Annotated in this window: 26 protein-coding genes; 14 read left to right on the forward strand and 12 right to left on the reverse strand. The window is 49.3% G+C overall.

Annotated features, from left to right (window positions below; translation table 11 throughout):
* Nucleotides 1-92 precede the first annotated feature (92 nt).
* The 8 genes from IE055_RS12155 (at nt 93) to IE055_RS12190 (ending at nt 5,047) form a co-directional block, all read left to right on the forward strand.
* Nucleotides 93-590, forward strand: a complete 498-nt coding sequence (locus tag IE055_RS12155) for a phage tail protein (protein ID WP_189401477.1) — start codon at nt 93-95, stop codon at nt 588-590.
* 14 nt (nt 591-604) lie between these two features.
* Complete coding sequence (locus IE055_RS12160) at nt 605-1,123, forward strand: phage tail protein (protein WP_189401480.1); 519 nt, start codon at nt 605-607, stop codon at nt 1,121-1,123.
* Between the two features lie 13 nt (nt 1,124-1,136).
* Entirely contained in the window at nt 1,137-1,661 is a 525-nt protein-coding gene (locus IE055_RS12165) for a phage tail protein (protein WP_189401483.1), read from the forward strand.
* A gap of 13 nt (nt 1,662-1,674) precedes the next feature.
* Nucleotides 1,675-2,103, forward strand: a complete 429-nt coding sequence (locus IE055_RS12170; protein ID WP_189401486.1) for a hypothetical protein — start codon at nt 1,675-1,677, stop codon at nt 2,101-2,103.
* A gap of 81 nt (nt 2,104-2,184) precedes the next feature.
* Nucleotides 2,185-3,036: a hypothetical protein gene (locus tag IE055_RS12175; RefSeq protein WP_189401490.1), complete on the forward strand. Its 852-nt coding sequence runs from the start codon at nt 2,185-2,187 to the stop codon at nt 3,034-3,036.
* A gap of 13 nt (nt 3,037-3,049) precedes the next feature.
* Nucleotides 3,050-3,958 (forward strand): lipase family protein, encoded by a 909-nt coding sequence (locus IE055_RS12180; RefSeq protein WP_189401492.1) that lies wholly within the window; start codon nt 3,050-3,052, stop codon nt 3,956-3,958.
* A complete protein-coding gene (locus IE055_RS12185) occupies nt 3,955-4,452 on the forward strand; it encodes a GNAT family N-acetyltransferase (RefSeq protein ID WP_189401495.1) in 498 nt (165 codons plus the stop codon). Before IE055_RS12180 ends, IE055_RS12185 begins: the two co-directional genes overlap by 4 nt.
* Before the next feature lie 82 nt (nt 4,453-4,534).
* Nucleotides 4,535-5,047, forward strand: a complete 513-nt coding sequence (locus tag IE055_RS12190) for a TIGR00645 family protein (protein WP_189401498.1) — start codon at nt 4,535-4,537, stop codon at nt 5,045-5,047.
* Between the two features lie 44 nt (nt 5,048-5,091).
* Here the strand turns inward: IE055_RS12190 and IE055_RS12195 are convergent, their stop codons facing one another.
* Together IE055_RS12195 and IE055_RS18095 are read right to left on the reverse strand one after the other, a co-directional pair.
* Entirely contained in the window at nt 5,092-6,510 is a 1,419-nt protein-coding gene (locus IE055_RS12195) for an MATE family efflux transporter (RefSeq protein ID WP_189401501.1), read from the reverse strand.
* 409 nt (nt 6,511-6,919) lie between these two features.
* Nucleotides 6,920-7,159, reverse strand: a complete 240-nt coding sequence (locus tag IE055_RS18095) for a DUF6356 family protein (protein WP_373299209.1) — start codon at nt 7,157-7,159, stop codon at nt 6,920-6,922.
* 111 nt (nt 7,160-7,270) lie between these two features.
* On the opposite strand from IE055_RS18095, the gene IE055_RS12200 reads away from it, so the two are divergent.
* Nucleotides 7,271-7,750: an Lrp/AsnC family transcriptional regulator gene (locus tag IE055_RS12200; RefSeq protein WP_229794272.1), complete on the forward strand. Its 480-nt coding sequence runs from the start codon at nt 7,271-7,273 to the stop codon at nt 7,748-7,750.
* A 429-nt stretch (nt 7,751-8,179) separates the two neighbouring features.
* Here IE055_RS12200 and IE055_RS12205 read toward each other — a convergent pair whose 3' ends face one another.
* From IE055_RS12205 to plsY, 6 genes are all read right to left on the reverse strand, one after another.
* Complete coding sequence (locus IE055_RS12205; protein ID WP_189401503.1) at nt 8,180-9,325, reverse strand: helix-turn-helix transcriptional regulator; 1,146 nt, start codon at nt 9,323-9,325, stop codon at nt 8,180-8,182.
* Between the two features lie 36 nt (nt 9,326-9,361).
* Nucleotides 9,362-9,640 carry a DUF6916 family protein gene (locus tag IE055_RS12210; protein WP_189401507.1) on the reverse strand — a complete coding sequence of 93 codons (279 nt, stop codon included), beginning with the start codon at nt 9,638-9,640 and terminating at the stop codon, nt 9,362-9,364.
* Nucleotides 9,641-9,749: 109 nt separating this feature from the next.
* On the reverse strand, nt 9,750-10,205 hold the full coding sequence (locus IE055_RS12215) for an ester cyclase (protein ID WP_189401510.1): 456 nt from the start codon (nt 10,203-10,205) through the stop codon (nt 9,750-9,752).
* 90 nt (nt 10,206-10,295) lie between these two features.
* Entirely contained in the window at nt 10,296-11,993 is a 1,698-nt protein-coding gene (locus IE055_RS12220) for a hypothetical protein (RefSeq protein WP_189401513.1), read from the reverse strand.
* Between the two features lie 19 nt (nt 11,994-12,012).
* Nucleotides 12,013-13,362 (reverse strand): deoxyribonuclease II family protein, encoded by a 1,350-nt coding sequence (locus IE055_RS12225; protein WP_189401515.1) that lies wholly within the window; start codon nt 13,360-13,362, stop codon nt 12,013-12,015.
* Nucleotides 13,363-13,474: 112 nt separating this feature from the next.
* A complete protein-coding gene (gene plsY, locus IE055_RS12230) occupies nt 13,475-14,089 on the reverse strand; it encodes a glycerol-3-phosphate 1-O-acyltransferase PlsY (RefSeq protein WP_189401518.1) in 615 nt (204 codons plus the stop codon).
* 84 nt (nt 14,090-14,173) lie between these two features.
* Here plsY and IE055_RS12235 point away from each other — a divergent pair, with 84 nt between their 5' ends.
* Nucleotides 14,174-14,533 (forward strand): dihydroneopterin aldolase, encoded by a 360-nt coding sequence (locus tag IE055_RS12235; RefSeq protein WP_189401521.1) that lies wholly within the window; start codon nt 14,174-14,176, stop codon nt 14,531-14,533.
* A gap of 311 nt (nt 14,534-14,844) precedes the next feature.
* Nucleotides 14,845-15,174 carry a hypothetical protein gene (locus tag IE055_RS12240; protein ID WP_189401524.1) on the forward strand — a complete coding sequence of 110 codons (330 nt, stop codon included), beginning with the start codon at nt 14,845-14,847 and terminating at the stop codon, nt 15,172-15,174.
* A 70-nt stretch (nt 15,175-15,244) separates the two neighbouring features.
* Here the strand turns inward: IE055_RS12240 and amaB are convergent, their stop codons facing one another.
* The 3 genes from amaB to IE055_RS12255 form a co-directional block, all read right to left on the reverse strand.
* Nucleotides 15,245-16,744: an L-piperidine-6-carboxylate dehydrogenase gene (amaB, locus tag IE055_RS12245; RefSeq protein WP_189401526.1), complete on the reverse strand. Its 1,500-nt coding sequence runs from the start codon at nt 16,742-16,744 to the stop codon at nt 15,245-15,247.
* A 133-nt stretch (nt 16,745-16,877) separates the two neighbouring features.
* On the reverse strand, nt 16,878-18,065 hold the full coding sequence (locus IE055_RS12250; RefSeq protein ID WP_189401530.1) for an acyl-CoA dehydrogenase: 1,188 nt from the start codon (nt 18,063-18,065) through the stop codon (nt 16,878-16,880).
* Nucleotides 18,066-18,082: 17 nt separating this feature from the next.
* The gene (locus IE055_RS12255) at nt 18,083-19,183 is read right to left on the reverse strand and encodes a saccharopine dehydrogenase family protein (protein ID WP_189401533.1); all 1,101 of its coding nucleotides are present in this window, start codon (nt 19,181-19,183) and stop codon (nt 18,083-18,085) included.
* Nucleotides 19,184-19,312: 129 nt separating this feature from the next.
* Between IE055_RS12255 and IE055_RS12260 the strand changes: the two genes are divergently transcribed.
* On the forward strand, nt 19,313-19,744 hold the full coding sequence (locus tag IE055_RS12260) for an Lrp/AsnC family transcriptional regulator (protein WP_189401536.1): 432 nt from the start codon (nt 19,313-19,315) through the stop codon (nt 19,742-19,744).
* Here IE055_RS12260 and IE055_RS12265 read toward each other — a convergent pair.
* Nucleotides 19,728-20,660, reverse strand: a complete 933-nt coding sequence (locus IE055_RS12265) for an acyl-CoA desaturase (protein WP_189401539.1) — start codon at nt 20,658-20,660, stop codon at nt 19,728-19,730. The genes IE055_RS12260 and IE055_RS12265 overlap by 17 nt on opposite strands.
* Nucleotides 20,661-20,881: 221 nt before the next feature.
* Here IE055_RS12265 and pyrF point away from each other — a divergent pair, with 221 nt between their 5' ends.
* On the forward strand, nt 20,882-21,703 hold the full coding sequence (gene pyrF, locus IE055_RS12270; protein WP_189401541.1) for an orotidine-5'-phosphate decarboxylase: 822 nt from the start codon (nt 20,882-20,884) through the stop codon (nt 21,701-21,703).
* A gap of 3 nt (nt 21,704-21,706) precedes the next feature.
* On the forward strand, nt 21,707-23,413 hold the full coding sequence (locus tag IE055_RS12275) for an SWIM zinc finger family protein (protein ID WP_189401543.1): 1,707 nt from the start codon (nt 21,707-21,709) through the stop codon (nt 23,411-23,413).
* Nucleotides 23,414-23,603 lie beyond the last annotated feature (190 nt).

The raw sequence follows: 23,603 nt of genomic DNA on the forward strand, positions 1-23,603 counted from the left end.
GGCAGTGCCATTCGGCTACTGGAATACAGAATTAGAACGAGGAGTAAGCACTAATTTTTTAACCACAGAAATGTGATAACACAGGAGACGTTATGTCTGAACCATTTTTAGCAGAAGTGCGTATGGTGGGGTTTAATTTCGCCCCCAGGGGATGGGCGTTTTGCGATGGGCAAATACTACCGATTAATCAAAATCAATCTTTGTATTCGCTGTTAGGGACGACCTATGGTGGAGATGGTCGAAGTAGTTTCGCGCTCCCCGACTTGCGCGGGCGTGTCCCCATGCATACGGATAATGGGGTTACTGAAGGCCACAAGAGCGGGGAAGAAACACACACCTTATCTGCCAACGAGATACCTCAGCATCAACACTACGCCCAGGCATCTACGAATAATGGCAGTGCGGTAGATCCGACTGGTCGGGTTCTTGGACAGGCGTTAAACGTATACGCCAATCCAACGGCCACCACGACACTTCGTGCCGGCTCCGTAACCAACGTTGGCGGGGGACAGGCACACAATAATATGCAACCAAGTATCGTAATCAATTTCTGCATTGCGTTGAAAGGGTTGTTTCCGAGTCGCAACTAAGGAGGGGAAAGAATATGTCACAACCATTTGTAGGTGAAATTCGAATGTTCGCCGGAAATTTTGCGCCGCGGGGCTGGGCTTTTTGCGACGGTCATTTGCTTGCAATAAGTCAGAATGATGCCTTATTTAGCTTACTCGGAACAATTTATGGTGGCGATGGAAGAACCACGTTCGGCTTGCCCGATATGCGTGGCAGACTACCCATTCATGCTGGCACTGGACCCGGCTTATCGCCACGCCGACTCGGTGCAAAACTAGGTAGCGAGATCGAGACGTTAACGGTCAACCAAATACCGCCTCACACGCACCCGATGCGCGCATCAACCACAACCGGAACCGACAATAGTCCACAGGGCAAGATGACTGCCGAATCACCATCGCTTGACATCTATGTAGAGGACAGTCAAACGGTAAATTTAGCATCAAGCGCAATAACGTCGGTCGGTGGAAGTCGGAGCCATAGCAATCTCATGCCATTTCTTTGTATCAACTTCATCATCGCCCTGTTCGGAATATATCCGAGCCGAAACTAAGGAGGGATTCAGTATGTCAGAACCATTTATTGCAGAAATTCGGATTTTTGCTGGTAACTTTGCACCTCGCGGTTGGGCTCTTTGCAATGGCCAACTGCTGCCTATTTCTCAAAATACCGCTTTGTTTTCTTTGATTGGCACAACTTACGGCGGCGATGGGCGATCTACTACCGCTTTGCCTGATCTAAAAAGCCGTGTTCCCATGCACCCAGGGCATGGACCTGGACTTACCTCTAGACGACTAGGGCAACGCGGCGGGACAGACACCGTCACTTTGAGTGAAGCGCAAATTCCTAACCACAACCACACCATGCGCGCAGGGAATATCCCCCTGGCAAGCGTACAAGCGCCGACCGATCAACGTTCACTTAATCGATCTGCCAATGGCAACGCCTACACTGCGGCACAAAACTTAGTCGTAATGAATGAGCAGACACTGCCCAGCGCCGGCGGATCGCAAGCCCATAACAACCAGCAACCATTCCTCGCCATGAACTTTATCATTGCGTTGGCTGGATTGTACCCAAGTCGCTCATAAGGAGGGAAATACAATGACTATCAATAAACACCGACGTGCCTTACTTCAAGGTGTCTCTTTAGGCGGCCTGGCAAGCGCGATCCCCTTAGCATCGGCAGCCACCGCAAAAGCTGCCGCTGATGCCCTTCAACGTAATGAGTTCCCCGTCCCTGATTTCGACAGTTTAATTGGTGATCTGGTCACCATAGACAATCAATCTGGATACCGCGTGAAAGCCGAAGTTGTTGAAGTGGCCGATCTCGCGTTTGACTCTAATGCTCACCAACGACCCGTTTACTTGCGACCCCGTGCCAAGCTCGTCAGGCTAGAAGTTCAAGGCGATGAACATTTTCAGGGCGACTTGTGCACGGTTAGCCATAAAAAATTGGGCCAACTTCAACTCCTGTTAACGCAGGTTCCAAATAAGCATGGAAAATTAGGCTTGGAGATTATTTTTAACTAGCTTGATACATGCTTTAACTGTTGCGCCATCAAATCCCCCACAGGACGGCGCAACCTTTGCTCATCCTCCGGGAGGTTAACGATGAATAAAGGAATATCCCTACTCGCCAGCGTCATAGTTGGCGGAATCTTTAGTATTTACACCACCAACACGCTTGCAGCTACTCATTACGCCTACATCGTCGATACTGGCTATCAGGTGCATTACGTCTCCTCAACCGGGGAGTCGACGGTTAAATCGAAACCGTACTTTGCCCTCAGTGTCAGCGCGACACCAGATGGCGGAGCTTGGGCCGTCTCGACAGATAGCGGTGATCGCGACCGCGGCGGCAATCTATTAAAATTACTCCCTAAGGGCAGCACTGAATGGAAGACCATTGCCATCGAAGGTGACATTGAAGTGTCCAGAGTCAGTAGTGACTTCAAAGGTAACGCCTATGTGATCGACGGCGAAACACAACAGATTCATCACATTGATACAACTGGCAAGATTCTTAAAGATTACGTTGATGAAACCCCATTTTTTTCCGTCAGCGCAGCCTTCACTTCCAACAGCCCGATCAACAACCAACTCTGGGGCGTCTGCGCTAAACCAGACGGAAAAATCGATAGCCCGCTTTATTACAAAGTGGATGACCAGGATTGGCGAAAGCGCGGACTCGGCGCGCGTGCGATATCAGGTTACTGGATGATCAGTGACGAAGGTCGCGTTGTGATGGCCGGAACCAACAATACCAAACCACAACCAAAGTCCCCACGCGACATGGCGAGCTCAATCAGCGTAAGTAGGAGCGGTACCATTTGGGTAGTGAGCCAAGAACCCAATATGCAAAAAGGTGGCGCGATGTTAAAGATCTGGGACGCCAAAGGCATCGAATCGAAGAATTGGATCACGGTGCCCAACATCGGTGCTACCTCAGTGTCCGCCCTATAGCGTCGACTACACGTTGCCGGTACTCCGCTTCAGTCTAATAATCAGTTTACTGCTAGCGCTAAGTGCCTGCGCGGTCACAGGGCATCATGCAATTTCGCTTGAGCAAACTTCCACCGTCGGCTTTGAGTTGTCGGAAGTTCTGCAGCTCGGTCAACTTGTTGAGTCTGCGTACGCCCTGTTTCACGAAGCTCAGTCCAACCCCAGCCCCGCAGCCCCCAAGCTGGCTGGGTACCGACCACTCGCAAACTTGTCTGGACGTGACGACCCCAAATCCAGTAAACGTGAATTCTACGGACATCTGCTTGAACCCCTTAATACACCCAATTCACTCATCATTTCAGTCCGGGGCACCAGTGATGCACAAGAATGGCTAGACGACATTAAATTTGAACATCGTCGCTTTTCAGGCGATCCGAATTTAGGTCACGTGGAGCTTGGCTTTAAAGAAATCTATCACTCCTTCGCCGTTCATGACTTTGGTACAACCGACGGTATTTCAATTGAGCAATATTTACGGCATCGACCTGATCTAAACCAAGTGACCTTGGTCGGACATAGCTTGGGCTCCTCATTAGCCACGCTACTGGCACTTGATATCAAAATAAAACGTCCCAACACGCAAGTCCGTCTGCTCACGTTTGCCTCGCCTCGAACTGGCGACAACCAATTCAGCGATGCATTTCAACGCCATATTCCAAACAGTCTCCGGATCGTTAACAAACCCGACTTGGTACCTCGCGTTCCGCCACGCGCATTCAAGTTTCTACACATCTGGCATGAATCACAAATTAATTCCAGACCATTAAGTCACATCAAGAACAGCGTGACTTGCTATCATAGCTTGAATACCTATTTACACGTGCTAACACACAACAACAAATTACCCGGTGTCGCCATCGACCACGGGTGTCACGCTGAATGAGTAAACAAGAATTACAACAACATGGCATTGTGTTTCGTCCAGAGACTGGGGACGACCGAGAGTTCTTGCGTATCTTATATGCTTCAACTCGTGAAGCTGAAATGGCGATGGTGCCTTGGACTAAGGAGCAAATAGAAGAATTTCTAGATATGCAGTTTGACGCGCAATCCAAGTTTTATGCCGAGCAATTTAAAGACGCTGAGTTCAGTATCGTGACTCAGGGTGGACGTAACATCGGTCGGTTGTATGTTGATCGAAGACCAAATGAAATACGCATAATTGATATCGCCTTGTTACCCAAGCACCGAGGACGTGGTTACGGTGACGCCATCCTGAGGCATGTTATGCAGATCGCTGCACGGGACGGCTTACCCGTTACCATTCACGTCGAGAAGAACAACCCCGCAATGCGACTGTATAAAAAGCTCGGTTACACCCTTCTTGAAGATCAAGGTGTGTACGATTTAATGCAATGGACGCATACCTCACCCTAATCGAACCATATCCTATATTGTGACTTCGGCAGATTGCGCTATTATTAGCAGCGATTGTTTTCACACCATTGTAGATACCTAAATGGAAAAGTTTTTTGAGCGACTCATGTACCGGTCCCGTTGGGTGCTGGCACCGATTTATTTTGGTTTAAGCTTGGCAATAGTGGCGTTGGGCATCAAATTTTTTATGGAATTAGCCCATTTATTGGTCGATATCGTCGTGTTATCTGAAGCCGATATGATATTGATTGTGCTTAGTTTAGTTGACATCGCTATGGTTGGCGGACTTCTCATTATGGTTATGATGAGCGGATACGAGAATTTTGTGTCCCAAATCGATATTGATGCCGACGAAGAAAAACTCAGCTGGCTTGGCAAAATGGATTCGTCGTCACTAAAAGCCAAAATCGCAGCCAGCATCGTCGCTATCTCATCCATCCATCTACTCAAAAAGTTTATGGCAGCAGAGTCTATCGACAACGACAAATTGCTCTGGTATGTCATCATGCACATTACCTTTGTCACGTCCGCTTTCGCCATGGGCCTGTTAGACGTTCTTTACGCCAAAGCAACAAAACACAAAAACGGTGACTAATAATAACGGGCTCTGATACTGAATCAGAGCCCGACACGTCTACTTCAGATTATCACCTGTTTCCAGTTGCCACGCCGTATCACCCAGACCGCCAACGCAGCAAACACCGTTTCCGAGATTAGAATAGACCAGAATACACCGCTGGGACCCAAATCGACCTCGACGGCCAACCACCAGGCTAAGGGGATTTCTAATAACCAAAAAGCAACAAAATTGATCACCGTCGGCGTTTTAGTGTCCCCCGCACCGTTCAAGCTCTGCAACGCCACCATTCCAAGCGCCATCAACGGGTAGCCATAGCAGAAAAAGCGCAAGCCTTCGGCACCAATCGAAACAATCGCAGGATCTGGGTTAAACACCGCAATCACAGTCTCAGCAAACACAACTAGCAAGATTGCAACCACCAATAAGGTCACAAAATTGAACTGGGCAGCCCGCCACAAGGACCGTTCCGCTCGATCCGGCCTATCCGCCCCGAGGTTCTGTCCAACCAGGGTCGCAGCGGCGTTTCCCAACCCCCATGCGGGCAGAAATGTGAAATGGATAACACGAACCGCAATGGTGTAGCCAGCAATCGCAACACTCCCGTACGGTGCCATGATTCGCATCATAAATATCCAACTCGATACCGCGATTAAAAACTGACCTATACCACCCAGTGATACCTTTGCCAGTCGCAACGCGACGTCCGTATTCAATCTCAATTGGGACGCACGTACTCGTATCCGCCCGCGCACATCAAATAGATGGTAGAGCTGATACGCAATCCCAATACTCCGACCGATCGTAGTTGCAATTGCAGCGCCAGTGACACCGTAGGCCGGGATCGGCCCCCATCCGAAAATCAATATGGGGTCCAGTATTAGGTTTACGCCATTCGCCAACCAAAGTGAACGCATCGCAATCGCGGCATCACCCGCGCCACGAAAGATTGCATTAAGAAGAAAGATATAGATGATGCTGATTGACCCGCCTAACATGACACTCGTATATCCAGCACCTTGGTCAATAGCCTGCGACGAAGCGCCCATTAAAACGAGAATCTCGTGTGCGTACAAAGCGCCAACAAGACCAATGGCAAGCGAAACTAACAGCCCGATCCATAAGGATTGCACGGCCACCACAGCAGCCGCTTCAGGATTTTTTTCTCCAACCCGACGCGCTACCATGGCGGTGGTGGCCATACTGAGGCCAATAGCGATGGCATAACACAGTGTGATAACCGCTTCTGTTAGACCAACAGCCGCAATCGCATCCGCACCAAGCTTGGCCACCCAAAACATATCGACGATGACAAATACTGATTCCATCAGCATCTCCAACATCATCGGTATCGCCAACAAAATGACAGCCGTGTTAATCGGACCGCGCGTGAAATCTCGTTCTTGATCTGCCAGACTGGTTTTTACGACCGTGCGAATCCACTGGATACGCCGACGAAATCCGTGTTTAGAAACTCTCATCTTTTACCTCTTAAGTCACCAATACCCATGCTTGGTCACTTTTTAATTCCTGTAATTCCCCACGTACATTAGGGAGATTCAGCGGCCTTTGTGTGTGTTTAGAGGGGACAACGGGGACCGCTTTGACCTGACCATTCCTTGCAGGTAAAGATGGATTTTCGTAAACGCTAAAGGTTAGCGCAAACCAAGCCTAACGGAGAAGACTACTTGGTGGCCGGAAACAGATTTACTTGCATGGTATCGACAGAACCCGTGTCGTCATTAGCAACACACTCTCTTGGGTAACTTTGTTCATGACGCACCTGTTTCCTTTAACGTTGAGCTGTCAACACAGCATTGAGATGACAATGATTATAGCCAGTTCACGCTAATGGGCAAACGTTGTTAATTAGAAAAGATGTTTTCTTATTCAATCAACCAAACAATCCCGGCCGGTTTTGTTCTGCCGTAAAGTTCGCTGAACTATCATTTGTGTATGTAAACGATAGATCAACAGGCTTGCCGTTTTTGGAAACAAAAATGGAAAAAGTGCATGCACAAAACAACAAACCCCAGCCACGAACAGTACGCCACTAAATCGAAGCGCGGTTAACAAATGAGTCCAATAAGTTTCTCCCACGCTTGCGGGATGTTCAGAAAATAAACGCATAAGTGTTGGTCAGTCCAAATCTGATTATTGTTAGATTATCGCGTGACGAATCGCAGCATCTTTCCCAACCCATGCTTTTCTTTTCATATTAGATAGAATATATATTTACGTATGAAAGAAATTATAGAAATTGATGCTATAGATCGAAAAATCATTAGTATCATGCAATCTGATTCGAGCAAATCCATACAAACGATCGCCGATCAAGTTAATCTTACGGTAAACCCCTGTTGGCGGCGCATCAAGCGATTGGAACAAGCAGGTATATTTGGCAAACGTACGGTACAACTTCATCACGCCAAACTTGGTCTGCGCATAACTGCATTTATCATGCTCAGAACCGATCAACATAGTGCGGCTTGGCTAGACCAATTTACACAAGCGGTAAACGCCGTTCCGGAAATCGTGGAATGTCACCGGATGACGGGGTCGGTGGATTACCTGTTGAAGGTATTTGTCCGCGATTTAACGCACCATGACCAAGTTTATCAGCGTTTAATCGGATTGGTGCCAAGTCTGGTCGATGTTTCATCAACATTCTCTATGGAGAACCTAAAACCTGGTGCGATCATTGAATCCAGCACTTACTGAGCAAAAAAAAACGGTAGCAGGTGGGAACTCACTCCACCGACTACCGTTTAGGTATATATGCTCAACTCCACCAGGATAATATAGAGCGAACAACCCTTGTTTCACTTTGGACTCTGTAACCCGCAGCTGAAACAGTGAGTTTCCTTTAAAAAGCTACCCAAATCCGGTTTTCCGAGCCTTAGTCCTCTCCTACAAAGTCCTAAGGTCAGTCACCAGTTTGTGTTCTTGAACGATAACTGGCAGCTTTTTCACCACATGTTCTGTAACTGCGTTTCCAACCGTTTGGTGTTGAAGGGGAAGGAGCAACCATTCCAAAAACACCGTACTCTCCGCAGCCACCCTACATTTAAATGCAATGTCGGGAACTCACATCGTTATTAGAGCAGAGTGACGTTCTACAATCGTCTGACTTTAGCGGGAAGGACAAATTTACCCAGATTGGGAGACCTGTCGAAAACTCGTCGGTGTCTGCCCGGTCACTTTTTTGAAGGCCGAATAGAATGATGAGCGCGAATTAAACCCAACATCGTTCGCAATCGTCAGCACCGTTTCGTCCGTGTTGATCAATCGCTCCATAGCCTCCATGACCCGTAATCGATTAACATAATCAAAAAATGTCTCTTTAATATCAAGACTTAAAGCTTGAGTAACATAATTTGGCAACACCTTGATTTCTTCTGACAAAGCTCGCAACGACAGGTTTGGGTCGCGATACTTACATTGCTTTTCCAATGCAAAACGTATTTTTTGCGACACGTCAGCTAACTGATCCGCAGACAATGCCGATTTTTGGTACTTACGCGTTTCTTCGTTGTCGTCCTTCTGAGTTCGAGCAATTTCAATGCGTAAATCCGGTCGCTGACGAAGTCCCCATACGGCAAAAAACCACACCAACGCCAATCGAGCAAGCCCGTGCCAAGGGTAGGTCGGGTTCGGCACGTGATACACCGAATTCGCAATCTCAGCACCCAACTCCAAAGCGATATTTAAAAGAATCAACCACAAAGCCCATTGAAACCACCTTAATTCTAGGTCTTCGGTGCTGGCAAATAGATTCATTAACTTACGTCGATAACTGGCCAGCCGGATCATGACAAACACGATATAGACCGTAAATTGGATTAACGCTGCCAGATTCAGAATGGTATTTAGAATCTCTAGAATCAAGGCACCACGCGAACCGCCAAACGTCGGGTTCCAGCTAACAAGACCCAAGATCACCGCCAGGATCGCCACGGGTACAACCGGGATTATAAAATGGTATTTATCCGTTCTACGCCAGCCCCGTGCATGCTCAGACGTCAATTCACGCACATACATCCAGAATAAGGGCGGCAACATGAGTTCGACCACGAGCTTAAACAAGGTCAGCTGCGCTAAGAACGGGATCCCGTCCGTGTAGAAAACCGGTTCACGAACAATAAAACAAAACTGCGCCACCGCATTCAGGGCAAAAAATACCGCCAGCGGCAGATACACATTGGAATGCACAATACGACGTGCCAATAAATGTGAGGCGAGTATTGATTGACCCATGGCCAGGGCCGAGATAACGACTGCGATCATAGACGACATAGAGCTACCTCTGTGCCGACTACGATGACAATGGCTTTAGGTAAAAATGGCCTCGTAGCACATTCCTTGATCATCTGGTCCAATCGGAACCAAAAATATGTCCGTACCTTCGCCGTCATTGCGTAAAGTGTAAGTACCTTGTTCAAGAATATCGTGATTGTCGGCACGGAATACGGCAGAAAATGGTTCAGAGCGGCCATCTTCGGCCCGTTCTGCCCGCACCGAACTGACCTCAATCAACTCCAATATTAATTGTGCTTGCGCTAATTCAAACTGTTGGTTTAGTCGAGCTTCGAAATCTTGTCTAGTTTTCATTTGTCTGTTATTTGGAGATTATATGAGAGTATATTCAGATCAGGCGATCAACGCACGTCCAATTACGCCAAACTGGTAAGCGCAGTGACATACTCCACCTAGCTAACAACTACGATTTCGGATTATTCACTGGGTGGACATCGCTCGGTTTACCCCCGTTCTGCCAATTCGAAACCGCTTTTCCGTCCCGAAAGGTGATGATGTTAGTACCAGAAGTTGTGATCTCAACACCATCGGAGCCAGTCCCCGTCATCGTCCAACGGATCGCGACTCTATGACCCTCACCCAGCAGATCATTAATTGTAAAATGCAAATCGGGATACGATTTTCGTAGGGATTCAGCCCATTTTATGGTGCCGTCTACCTTTGAGTGATGACCATTGTAGGTGTAGTCGTCGGCTAAACTGAATTCAACGATTTCGGTCAGCCCGTGATTGAACACGCCATCAAAAAAGAGTCGGGTGGCCTCTTTGTTTATCTCTGCGTCGACCACTTTCTGTACGCAACTACTGCTAAGCAGTACAACCGTCATAATAGCGCATACGTAGGTTTGTTTTACCCTCATCATGTTCTCCAATTATCGATATTCGGGCATTGCTGTGACAATCACATGGTCACAGCAATGCCTTACATTAGTTAAAATTGTAGTGCGCTATTAACGTCGTGGCAGCTTAGCCGTATGCACGTCCAAATTTGCGGGTTTAGGGTCTGCCAGATGTTGTTGCCATTGCATCCATTGCACAATCGAGATTGAAGTCTGAAGTGAATAATCTAATGAGATCCAGTCGGTTCTGTCGGAAGCCGCATAGTCCGGTTGACCGGGCAGGATATTCACCGGCCCCTGATCCGTATCCACAGTGGCGTTAAAGGGCTGCGCGGCCGGCGTACTCGCGAAGTAGATTGAGTCGATCTCTGAAAAGCCAATGTCCACTCCGTCTACTGACTTAATATTCGCCTTTACACCACTGGCATCGATCCACTTACCTTCAGCCGTTTGCATCGCACACTCAGACGTCAATCCACCAAATTGCGGCGCGATCGGGGGCACCTTGATATTTTGGTCTGCGACGGATGCGGTACCGTGGCATGACATACACGAACTGTACGCCTTGTCAGCTGGACCGTCTAACCGCGAATTACAACCTAGGTGACCCGGGTGGGCAAACTTGTCTGCACCACCATACGCATTCAACATATCGACAGTGTCCCAGTTAATCACCATGTCCTCGAAACCGTTTTGTCGGGGATTCTCGGGATACGCTGAAGCCAAAACACCGGCTGGTGGTGTGGAATTACCCCACATCAAGCCCAACAATGAAATTCGATTCCAAGGGTTCGGCTCATCAGCCTTACGTTGTCCATCCGCCACAAAGGTACCAAACACCCATTCCGTGCCCCTAGCACGTGGCTCTTTCACCGCAATATCAAATTGCAATAGCGTAACCGGTCCATATTCATCTAAGCTGCGTGGGCATTGCTGACTCTCTTCGGCCATCGTGCATTGCGCGGCGCCCGTGGTGGATTTGCAGCCACAGAAATCAGGCGATGAGATGTTCGCTTTCCAAGCTGGCAGATTGCTCAACATGGGCATCTGCGCTGGCGATAGGGTCGTGAACAGCGGTTTACCAACCACCGCCCCAGTGGCGAACGACACATTCTGAGTTGGGATTTTCGCGGTGCCATCTGCCTGCCAGATTGTGCCTAAGGTGTACGCCGCGGTGGGGTTAAAGTATCCAACCGCCCACATGGTGCCTTTCGCAGCCTCGGGCGCGGTGTTCACACTAAAACTTACGGGTGCTTCACGTGTAAGACCGTGCGTAAACTCTCGCCCAGCCAATACGTTATACGTTTGAAATGGAATGTTGTACCAAGCCCGCACCCTGTTGTTACACACATCCCAGTCAGTTTCTACATTGCCACTGTTGATGTTGCCTGCTTGTATATACTCCATCACCAGCCAACTGTACTCTTCACCCAGTTGTTGTTTGGTTTCAGGGTCTGTGGCCGGGTCGAACAATGCATCAAAGCGTTCTGCTCGCCACGGCTGTGAAGCCGACTCATCCACCAACTCACGGGGGAAATCATCGCTCAATCGAAACACCGGCCCCTGGTAGCCTGACGGCGGCTGGTCACTCACTAGTTGACCCTCATACATCTCAGGAAACTTTGGATCCTGCCAGTAGCTAGGATACGTTCCCGTACAAGTCCCCGTGTCTGCGACTGGCTGCGCTACAGGCGGTTGTACCGGTTTCACTGGCTTCGATTCCGTTGTTACTTGTGGTTGTTCTGTTTGGGCATTACAGGCTAAAAGCAGCGAACAGAGTATCGCTAGTATCAGCATTCGTATTTTCATGATCATTCTCCTTGCGTGGTTATTTTGACTGTAGGCTGGTTGAATTTGGCGCGAGTGGGGCAGTGTCACCACGAATGAGGTCAGCAAGACTGGCGGCCAATTGTGCGTTCTCGACCACGTAGAAAGTGCCTCCTCGACCATTCTGGCTACTGGAACATTTCTGATTTGGGTAAGCCGATCCAGGTGCCAGTGCACCTTGCTGGTTCATGTCACCGAAGATCGCTATCGATGGCCTGGCCCCATCGTTGACCGCAAATTTTGCGTGATTAAACTCGTTACCAAGACCACCTTTGAGACTAAAATCCGTACCATTCCACGAGCCACTGGTGGCAATACTCACAGCGCCGGCTGCTCCCAGTTGATCATTCCAGCAACGCAACGGCGTGCTTCGATCCGTCGAAGGAATGGCGGGGTCAGTCCACCAGGTCGCGGTCCGCAGATCAATGCCTCCAAGCTGGGCTGACACCAATTGCCAGGGCGGTACATGCAGGGCAGACGGCTTTGATATAAAACGCACGCCACTGGACAAAGTGACATTGATCACGTCGGTACTGTTCGACTGCTTACCCAGAGTTTGCACCAATAACTGGATCGAATCCGGTCCGCCATTTCGCACCAGCTGCGGTTGCCCGACATCTGTGACCACACTGGCGTTCGCTAATCCCGCGATCACATGAGCCAAATCTTCCGGACTGAGTCGCAATGCAAAAAAGTGCTGTGCGACTGCGATATCATCGTCCAGTGATACACAACCTAAAGTATTTCCTCCAGCTTGCCGAGGATGCTGCTGATTACCGGCACCAGGCCAGGCCGGGGTCGTGACCTGCAGCACCAAACCTTCACCATCGTCATTCCAAGCGACCACACCTTTGGCGTGACCCCAAGGCGCTGAACAGGAATTTTCACAGCCTACGATTTTCGGCTGTTCATAGAATTGATCATTCCAGACAACATAATAATAGTTGCCCTCATAGATTTGTGCGAACGTTGCCCCCAGCGGATCCTGATCGCTGTCGCCTAAGCAAACTTGTCCTTGGCTCAACGTTGGGGCGGTACTGTTAGCCGCAACAAATTGCTGGCTGTAACCGTAACGATAGTTCTGCGGTTGGCCGCCAAATGGACAAGCACGACTCGCTTGATTAGCGCAACCGGGAAACTTAGCGGCATTGAACTTAAATGAAAACCACCAGTCCACCGCCTTGTCTGCATGAATGAGTGGCTTCGGCGCGATTACACTATCTAATGCAACGCCATCTAAGGGCTGGTTTGTGCTTTGGTCAGCACTGCATGCTTGACACAGGGCAGCAATCGATAGAATTATCAACCAAGCTCTTGCTAGTTTCCTTATTTCAGCGTGATATTCGTCCATTGCTCCTGTCTACAGTAATGTCGCTCATTGACAACTGTAGATCAGGTTCGCATATTCACGTTGGCGCTGCTATAGCACGATTGGATTAGACTGAGTTGGTTCAATCGACTGTTCAGTCCGCTTTCTTGGCACCTATTTTGGTCTCCGTACCTTGGCGAAGTCGATCAATATTTGCACGGTGGCGCTGGAACGTAAACGCAACGATCCAAAACACGGCACCAACCAGTTGCAATTGATCCGGTTGATTAAATAGTGCAAAACTCGCCAAACCGGTAATGGCACTGGCAACCAACGCGGCGAGTGATGAGTAACGGCTTATCGCTGCCGTCATCACCCAAACCAGTATAAAGACCAGCACGAGCTTCCAGCTCAACGCCGCAAACACGCCGATCGCCGTTGCGACCCCTTTACCACCTTTAAAACCAAAGAACACCGGAAATAGATGCCCCATAAATGCGGCAATCGCAACCAGTGCCAGAATACCGTTCGACACACCGGCATATTGCGCCATTAGCACCGGAATCAATCCCTTTAATAGGTCGCCCAGCAGCGTCAGTATCGCTGCTGCCTTACTGCCACTTCGTAGCACATTGGTGGCACCGGGGTTGCCACTACCAACGTTGCGCGGATCATCCAGTCGAAACAACTTCGACACGATAATCGCACTCGAGATAGAACCCAATAAGTAGCCAAATACAGGCCATAGGAAATGAGGGATAGCCGACATAACAAGCAAGGTCTTGATCTAGTTTGTACTAATTGTACTGTGTTAGAGTTACGAAGGTTTAAAATTTAACTTAGAAGATCAACATTGGACCTAATCTATTTGAACGGCCTTGAGCTCAAATGCACCATCGGCGTTTGGGATTGGGAGCAAGCAATTCAGCAAACACTGCATGCCGATGTTCAGGTCGGCACGAATACCAGCTTACCAGCTAAAACAGACGATTTAGCTGACGCAGTGGACTACCATAAAATGACGGTCCGGCTTCAGGAAGTTGCAAAAGCACAAAATTATGCCTTGCTCGAAACACTGGCGGAAAAGATTGCTGACTGCGTACTCACCGAATTTGCCACCGATTATGTCAAGATTAAGCTGGACAAAGGCGCTGCGGTCAAAGGGGTTCGTCACGTTGGTGTCATAATCGAACGAAAAAGCGCGCATCGTTGAATCCAGAAACTGGGTATTCGGTCGGACTGAATACAGTCTCTCGATGATCTAGGCCAAAACCATAAAACCATGAATAATCAAAATGTTATAGAATAATCCCATCAATAACTCTTAACTGTCACATAACCGTAAAGATTTATATATCAACACAAACATAACCACAGGTAATTTTTGTCATAAAAATTTGTCACTGGTCGACAACGGATCTACGGCGGTAAATTAGTCATCGCTAACTGATTGCATGTGCAACGGCGTGGATCAATTGGTTTTGCAATAAGTCCCTTGTAAACCTGATTGTTGGAGTATTTGCCATGATGACCAAAGCCAAAAAATTATTGTTAAATTGTTCTCTGTTCGCTGGTGTGATTCTCACATCCGCCGCACACGCTACCAGTGTGGACGCCGATTTAAGTATGTGTGCTGAATCCGCGCTCGCGGCCAAACAGTTACGCGCTAAAAAACTCAGCGTGGAAGTTCCAGATGATGCTCAAGGCAGCTTGGATCACAGTGAATCTCGTCGCTTTCGGGAATACTACATCAGCCTAGCTAATCCGCAGTCTGGTGAAGAACTCGGTCTGGCGAAATGCCGTATCGGGGATAAATCCGAATCCCCAGTCGTCGAATTCGTCGCCAGCCTGTAATGCCTGATGACGTGCAAAAAAAAGCCCATGTCTTAAAACATGGGCTTTTTTAATGGTTTAATAGAACTGTTTAGAGATTAAATTCTATGCCTTGTGCTAGCGGCAAATCTGACGAGTAGTTCACCGTCGATGTCGCACGGCGCATATAGCCTTTCCACGCGTCTGAACCAGACTCACGACCACCGCCTGTTTCCTTTTCGCCGCCAAATGCGCCGCCAATTTCGGCACCACTGGTACCAATATTCACGTTGGCGATGCCGCAATCACTACCGACTGCTGATGTAAATTTTTCAGCTTCACGCACATCGTTGGTGAAAATAGCGGAGGACAATCCTTGAGGTACATCATTATGCAAGCTGATCGCACGATCCAGATCGGTGTAGCGATACACGTACAAGATCGGGGCAAACGTTTCGGTTTGTACCGTCTGATCAGCTTCTGGCATCTCCACAATTGCTGGGTTTACGTAGTACGCATGCGGGTAGGTGTCTTCAAGCGCACGTGAACCACCAACGACCTCACCTCCGTTCACCATTGCCATGTCCAAAGCAGACTGCATGGCATCAAATGCTTGCTTATCAATGAGTGGGCCGACCAAGGTTGATTGTTCCATCGGGTCGCCAACGCGAATTCCACTGTAGGCTTTCTTAAGCGCTGGCACCAGCTCACCATAAATATCGTCGTGCACAAACAAACGTCGTGTCGACGTGCAGCGTTGCCCGGCAGTTCCAACCGCACCAAACAGAATGGCGCGCACCGCCATCTCCAAATTCGCGGTTGGCGCCACGATAATCCCATTGTTGCCACCAAGCTCAAGAATGGATCGGCCAAAGCGTGCTGCCACTGCTGGACCCACTTTACGTCCCATGGCGGTACTGCCTGTGGCACTGATGACGGGTACACGTGTATCGTTCACCAGTTGTTCGCCAACGTCAGCGTGACCAACAATCACCTGCGACAAGCCGTCCGGGATATCTCCGACTTCCGCCGCCGCCAGATCAAACAGTTTTTGGCAGGCTAGGGCAGTGAGTGGGGTTTTTTCCGAAGGCTTCCAGATCACACTGTTGCCGCATACCAGTGCCAGTGCCGAGTTCCAACACCAAACCGCAACCGGGAAATTAAACGCAGAGATAATGCCTACCGGGCCAATTGGATGCCAGGTCTCAGTCATACGATGACCAGGACGCTCTGAAGCAATGGTTAAACCAAACAACTGTCGTGACAGACCAACGGCGAGGTCACAGATATCAATCATTTCCTGAACTTCACCAAGCCCTTCCTGGTAAATCTTGCCACACTCCATCGACACCAGTGCGCCGAGTGCTTCTTTATGATCGCGCAGCTTATTTCCAAGTACGCGGACCAACTCGCCGCGTTTCGGAGCTGGCACATTTTTCCAGTCTTCAAACGCTTGCTTCGCTTTACCGATGGCGGTATCGACTTCAGCGGCACTGTGCGTTTTAACTTGCGCAATCGCGTTGCCATTAACGGGGCTGGTCACAACCAGGTCGCCATTATTTAAATCATTTTCACTCAAACCGAGTGCGGTAAATACAGATTCGATGTTCATGTTCTCACTACTTTTTGGGAGTTAGAAGTTTAGGTTTGGTACTCATGGTGACGACCTAGTGCCGATCTAACGATGCTCTCACTCGATCAAGACCGGAAAACAATGCGAGTGCAGAAGACCGCGTCGCAGGTCGTCAATAAAAGGCTTGGATACCAGTTTGTGCGCGGCCCAAAATCAGTGCGTGGATATCATTGGTGCCTTCGTAGGTATTCACAGTTTCCAGGTTTAGCATATGACGCATCACCGGATACTCGTCTGAAATACCGTTACCACCATGCATGTCACGCGCCTGGCGCGCGATTTCCAGCGCTTTGCCGCAGGAGTTACGCTTGAGTAGCGAAATCAATTCAGGCGCTAACTGACCTTGTTCTTTTAAACGGGTGGCACGCAAACAGCCCTGCAATCCCAGCGATATCTCGGCCAGCATATCGGCGAGTTTCTTCTGAATTAGCTGATTCGCAGCCAACGGGCGTCCAAACTGTTTGCGATCTAAGGTGTACTGGCGCGCTGCGTGCCAACAGGCTTCAGCCGCGCCAAGTGCACCCCAGGCGATGCCCAGACGCGCACTATTCAGACACGACATCGGACCCTTCAGGCCACTAACGTTTGGTAACATATTGGCTTCCGGCACAAACACATTGTCCATTACGATTTCGCCGGTAATGGAGGCACGCAATGAAAGTTTGCCCTGAATCTTAGGTGCAGTCAGACCCTCGTGGCCTTTCTCTAAAATGAAACCACGCACAACGCCATCGTCGGTTTTGGCCCAAACCACAAACACGTCGGCGATCGGTGAATTAGAAATCCACATCTTGGCACCGCTCAAGCGGTACCCACCATCGACGGTTTTAGCGCGACTTACCATACTTGACGGGTCTGATCCGTGATCAGGTTCGGTTAATCCAAAACACCCAATCCACTCGCCACTGGCCAGTTTAGGTAAATATTTTTCTTTCTGCGCATCTGAACCAAAAGCATGGATAGGATACATGACGAGACTGGATTGCACGCTCATCATTGAACGATAGCCGGAGTCAACACGCTCCACTTCGCGTGCAATCAAGCCATACGAGGTATAGCTCATACCGGCGCAGCCATAGCCTTCGAGCATGGAACCGAGTAGGCCCAATTCACCCATTTCACGGAAGATCGCAGGATCGGTTTTCTCTTCACGAAATGCGTCGATGACGCGGGGCTGCAGTTTACCTTGCGCGTATTGATGCGCCGTATCGCGCGCAAGGCGCTCTTCGTCAGTTAACTGTTGATCAAGATGAAAGGGGTCTTCCCAGTCAAACTTACTCCACTGTGATTTGGAACTCATACTGTGTCAGGTCTCGCTTATGCCGCGGCTTGTGTTGCTTCAGGTCGCTTATAGTATTGCCCAAACCGGTTGTTAATAAAGTCTTCAAACAACACGTCTTCTTGTTTGACAAACCCTTGCTGCGGCAATTTGCCTTCAGCCATCAGGTCCAATGCCGTACAAATGCCTGCTGCGGTGGTGATTTGGATCGCACTCCAAAGCTTACCGTTAATGGTCTGACTATAATTTTTGCTGGCGTAGGATTCTTGCACCAGCTGACCATTTTTCATGCCGCTGACATTGATGAACACCAATACCACATCCTGATAAGTGAGTGGCAATGAATTTTCGAAGATTTCTTTGAGCAGATCGCGATTGTCTCGCATCCGCAAATCATCTAACAGCATTTTCATGATGTCACGGTGACCTGGATAGCGCACAGTTCGATAGTTTAGGTTTTTTACCTTACCCTCTAAGGTCTCACACAAAGTACCTAGCCCGCCCGAAGTGTTAAAGGCTTCATACGCTACTCCGTCCAGGGAGAACGTCTCTAACTCTTCGAGCGGGGGTACCTGCATCAACTTTCCCTCAACGATTGCCTCGCAGGGATTGCAGTACTCATTGATCAACCCATCGGTTGACCAAGTTAAGTTATATTTCAACCCGTTCGACGGGTATTTGGGCAAAGCGCCAACACGCATATGGACATTGTGCAAGGTGTCGAAGTGCTTACACAGCTCATAGGCAGCAATAGTAATAAACCCCGGCGCCAAACCGCACTGCGGCATCAACGCCGACTTGGCATCTCTGGCTAATTCTTTTACCAAGTTTGTGCATGCAACATCTTCGGTCAGATCGAAGTAGTGTACGCCCGTGGCGGCGGCAGCTTCAGCTACGTATTTGGTGATATGGAATGGACATGCACTTAACGCCGCGTACTTATCTTGCATCGCCGCATTTAAGGCATCTCTGTCGGTCACATCCAGCACTAGCGTGCTAAGATTTTTATGTGGTGTTAGACGATCTAAATTGCTTTGTTCCAAGTCCGCGACAGTTACGTGGTAGTCCCCACATGAAGTCAACATTTCAGTAATAATTGCGCCGATTTTACCGGACCCTAGAAGCAACACATTTTTCATTATACGTACTCAATAAACAGGCATTAATTTTAATGTCCATTAGCTTATTGGCAATTTATGTCGATGTGGATAGCCAGATTGTGCATATTGATTGTTTAAAATGATCATTTCGACAATAATATAATCATTATGATCATCGACGGCAAAGATAAGCAGCTCATTGCATTACTCAGCACCAATTCTCGCGAAAGCACCGCAAATTTGGCCCGCAAATTGGGTATGTCGCGTACCACGGTCACCAATCGCATAGAACGGCTTGAGAAGCGCGGCATTATCAGCGGCTACACCGTGCAGTTCAGCGAAGACTACGAGCGCGGCCAAATACAAGCGCACGTGATGATCAGTTCCGATCCGAAGTCCTCTGCCAAAATCGTCAATGCGCTAAAGTCGATCCCAGCTGTACGTGCACTGCATGCGGTGAATGGCAGCTATGAACTACTCGCTATGGTAAGCGCCGAGTCGACCCATCACCTTGATGACGTGCTGGATCAAATCGGCAACACCGACGGAATTCTCAAGACCACCACGTCTATTATTCTGTCGACTAAATTCGCTCGCTAACTGACAAGCGTGTTAGATCACTCCGCTGCGTAGCGGTTTCAGGTAACACCAGCTGTGTCGCAATACCGAGTCTGGCCAGACCACTCAAGATCCACCAACCAGGGTCCCACTGACCAGACTCCAGACCCATACGCGCGGAATACGGAAAGGCGTGATGATTGTTGTGCCAGTTCTCTCCCATCGCCAACAATGAAGTCCAGCGTACATTCTGGCCTTGCACGGCGGCCTTCTCGACATGCCAGCTCCGGTGCATGTGCTTACTCAACTCGTCATTGTGCGCGAAGTAGCCGATTAACCAGTGCCCAAAAATACAGCTGATGACACGAGCGCAAATACCCCAACAAACCCAGGACCAGCCACCAAAATAGAAGAACAGCACGGCCCAAGGAAGTTGTTGTAGCATCCAGGTACGCTCCATCCATTGTACCGCTCGGTCTTGTGCAATAGCGGGCTCAGGAACAAAACACGGCGGTGTCGTTAACTGAATGTTGCAACATACCTGCCACCACAAATCTCGGTACCAAACACCGCTCTGAGCGAACATGGCATGGCAGTGTGTCTGACGCTGAGCCCAGTCGCGCAGATCATGTGTATACAGCATGCCCATCGGACCCGCTATTCCGGTTACCGTGCCTAAGTGAATCAATAACAGGCTCAACCAGCGCGGTACGCGATAGGCTCGATGAATAAATAAGCGGTGCATCCCGAGCGAATGTCCGAGACACAGCACCAGCCAGGTTGATACCACATAAAGTACCAGCCCTGACCATGAGAAAAACGCAGTGAGGCCAAGCGACGTACCGATCAACATAGACAAAGCCCACATTGATTTGGTAAACGACGTAACGACGCGACCATTGCTAGCGTCAGCGATCTGGCCAGGGTGATCAATGCGTGGGTTATGGTATGTATGCATAGTGTATTCCTCCTGTTTTTTTCAAGTCTATCCAATCTCACCCTTTGCAGTCTTATCCATCTATAATTCGTGAATAAACTCTTTCAAACCCCGCAACAATTCACGTTCAGCTATTTCCTAAGTTATAGATTTGTATAATTGTGCTGTGTCTGGTCGCCATATACTTAAAGAGCACCCAGAGACCATCTATAATCAGGCAGAGGCTCCTCAACATTCAGACTATGAACTTCATTCAAAAATTAGAAGCACAATGGGCAACAAGCAATTCGCTACTGTGTGTCGGACTAGACCCCGATTTGACTCGCATTCCGTCGCATTTACAGGAGCACGCTGAACCGATCTATCAATTCTGTCGCGCCATTGTCGATGCGACTCATGACGTGGTGTGTGCATACAAACCACAAATCGCCTACTTCGCCGGTGCCGCCGCAGAAGATCAGCTACAAAAACTGATGGAGTATATTCGTCTTGAATACCCGCATATTCCAATCATTTTAGACTCCAAGCGCGGTGACATTGGCAGCACCGCCACTATGTACGCCAAAGAAGCCTTTGATCGCTATCAAGCGCACGCAGTAACCATTAACCCTTATATGGGGCGCGACTCTGCACAGCCATTTTTGGATCGAGCGGACCGTGGTGTGGTGCTGCTGTGTCGCACCTCCAACCCAGGTGCCGCCGATCTACAAGACCTTGAAGTCGATGGTCAGCCGTTGTATGAGCGGCTCGCAAGCATGATTGCACAGGACTGGAACGCCAATGGAAACTGCAGTTTGGTGGTCGGAGCAACCTGGCCAGAACAAATGCGTAAACTGCGTAAAATTGCCGGTGACATGCCATTTTTGGTACCTGGCGTCGGCGCCCAAGGCGGCGACGTCGAAGCCTTGGTCAATGCCGGGCAGACCGCCAATGGCACGGGCTTGATAGTAAACAGTGCGCGCGGCATCATCTATGCTGGATCCGGATTCGACTTTATGCAGCACGCACGTGATGCCGCAATCGAAACCCGTAATCTGATTAACCAGTATCGTCATCAATCATAGGCTGTGAAGGCTCTCAGTGAACAAACCTTCAAAACCCTGGCTGGTGACGCCGCGTTCCAACAGGGACACCACTTTTACACTCAAGGGTTGGTGCACGGCCTACAAATTCATCAGGATCGCATTACCGCACAATTGGGTACAGAACCACCATTTGCGGTCGAGCTGCGACATACCGCGCGCGTCTTTGAAGGCAGCTGTGGCTGTCCAGAGTCTGCTGGTTTTGACTTTTGTGCGCACTGCGTAGCAACGGCACTTGCGTACTATTACACTACGCAAACCAATCAGGAGTTGAGTGAGGTACCTTCCGATGACCTACTGCGGCGGTATTTGGATACGCTCACGAAACCGCAATTGGCGACAGCGCTCTACGACTTTTTGGAATCACACCCAGACATCCTAGCGCACTGGCAACTCAAAGCTTCGATCGCCTCTGGTCAGCTCTCTTTTTCAGAGATTCGCAAACAAATCACTCGTGCACTGCCGTATCGATCCGGTGGCCTGTGGCGCCCCAAAGACGTCAATGCATACTTCTCTACAGCTGCGGACTTACTGCGCATGCTCAGCGAACCAGTGTTGGCATTGCCGCCAGAGAAAATCGATAAGCTGTTGACCTACACACTGGAACGGCTGGAAAAGGCACTCAAAAATATCGACGACACCGCCGACAAACGGCAAATTGTCATCGTATTATTACGCACTTGGTTACGCGCCATGTTGGCATCCAACACCTGGAGCGACGACGATAAAATTTCGTTCCTGAGCGAACACCTTCGCGCGCAATCTTTCGCCGCACAAACGCTCGACTTGCCGGAAAGCGTCGACGACTTAATCAGCAGCGACGCCGCAACCAAGGTTTACTCACAAATAACTCGATACTGGGAATCCCTAAGCCCTCCGGGACATGCTTTCAGTGATCAGGGCACGCACTATCACTATGTTGAGCAGCTACTAATCAATCGTGCTCGCCAGCTGGGCGACACTGAATTGGAGTTCGATGTATTGGTCAAAGGCGCCACCACGGTCGACCGTTGCCTTCAACTAGTCGACTGGTTGCTTAAGCACCAAGACTTTAGTCAAGCAGAAAAGTGGTTACATGTCGCTGGCCACTTCGATGAACCCGATGCGCGCGAGTTACAAGATATCGAGTTGATGCAGGTAAAGCTATGGAAGGCGCAGGGTAATTTCCAAGCCGCACTGGCCGCGGAAGTTGCGCGTTTTGATGAAGACGAAGATCTGGACACCATTCTGAACGCAATCGAAACTGCCACACACCTTGATCTTTCCGAGCAAGTCCGTGATCAGGCAATTCAAACTTTGCAAGCGCGTCTGCGAGAAGGTGACAGCAGCCTTCGCAACCGGCGACGCGCTGACACATTGGTACAGCTCTTTCTGAATAGTCACCAAGTTGCGCCTGCTGTCGAGCTGGCAAAACGCACACCACTAAGTAACCAAAGCCTGAAACAAATCATCGTGGCCAGCCACCAACACCATAGCCCTGCAGTGTCGTTAATACTGGACCTCACACAACGATTAATCGACACCGACACCGATCGACAATATCAGCGAGTAGAGCATTTTATTCGTAATCAAATGCGTGTCATCGATCAAGCAAAGAAGTCAACCTTCGCTGATTCGATACGAGCGCTCGCGGACAAACCAGAGAACAAACGTCGACCAGGCCTGTTAGCCAAGTTAAACGCAGCGCTTTAATCAGTTAACGGTGTAATGGTCACATCAACTAGAGTACTAACCACTCAAATGCCTGCAGGTAGTCTTCTGCTTAGATCCTCGTTTGAGTACCGCGCGGCCTTCGATCAAGCAAGAAGCTGCACGCAATTTCCCGGCAGTGCAGTATCAAACCACATCCAAACGTATTTTGGTGATTGGTGCCCAGTACCCG

This window comes from Arenicella chitinivorans (assembly GCF_014651515.1).
GTDB classification, from domain to species: Bacteria; Pseudomonadota; Gammaproteobacteria; order Arenicellales; family Arenicellaceae; genus Arenicella; species Arenicella chitinivorans.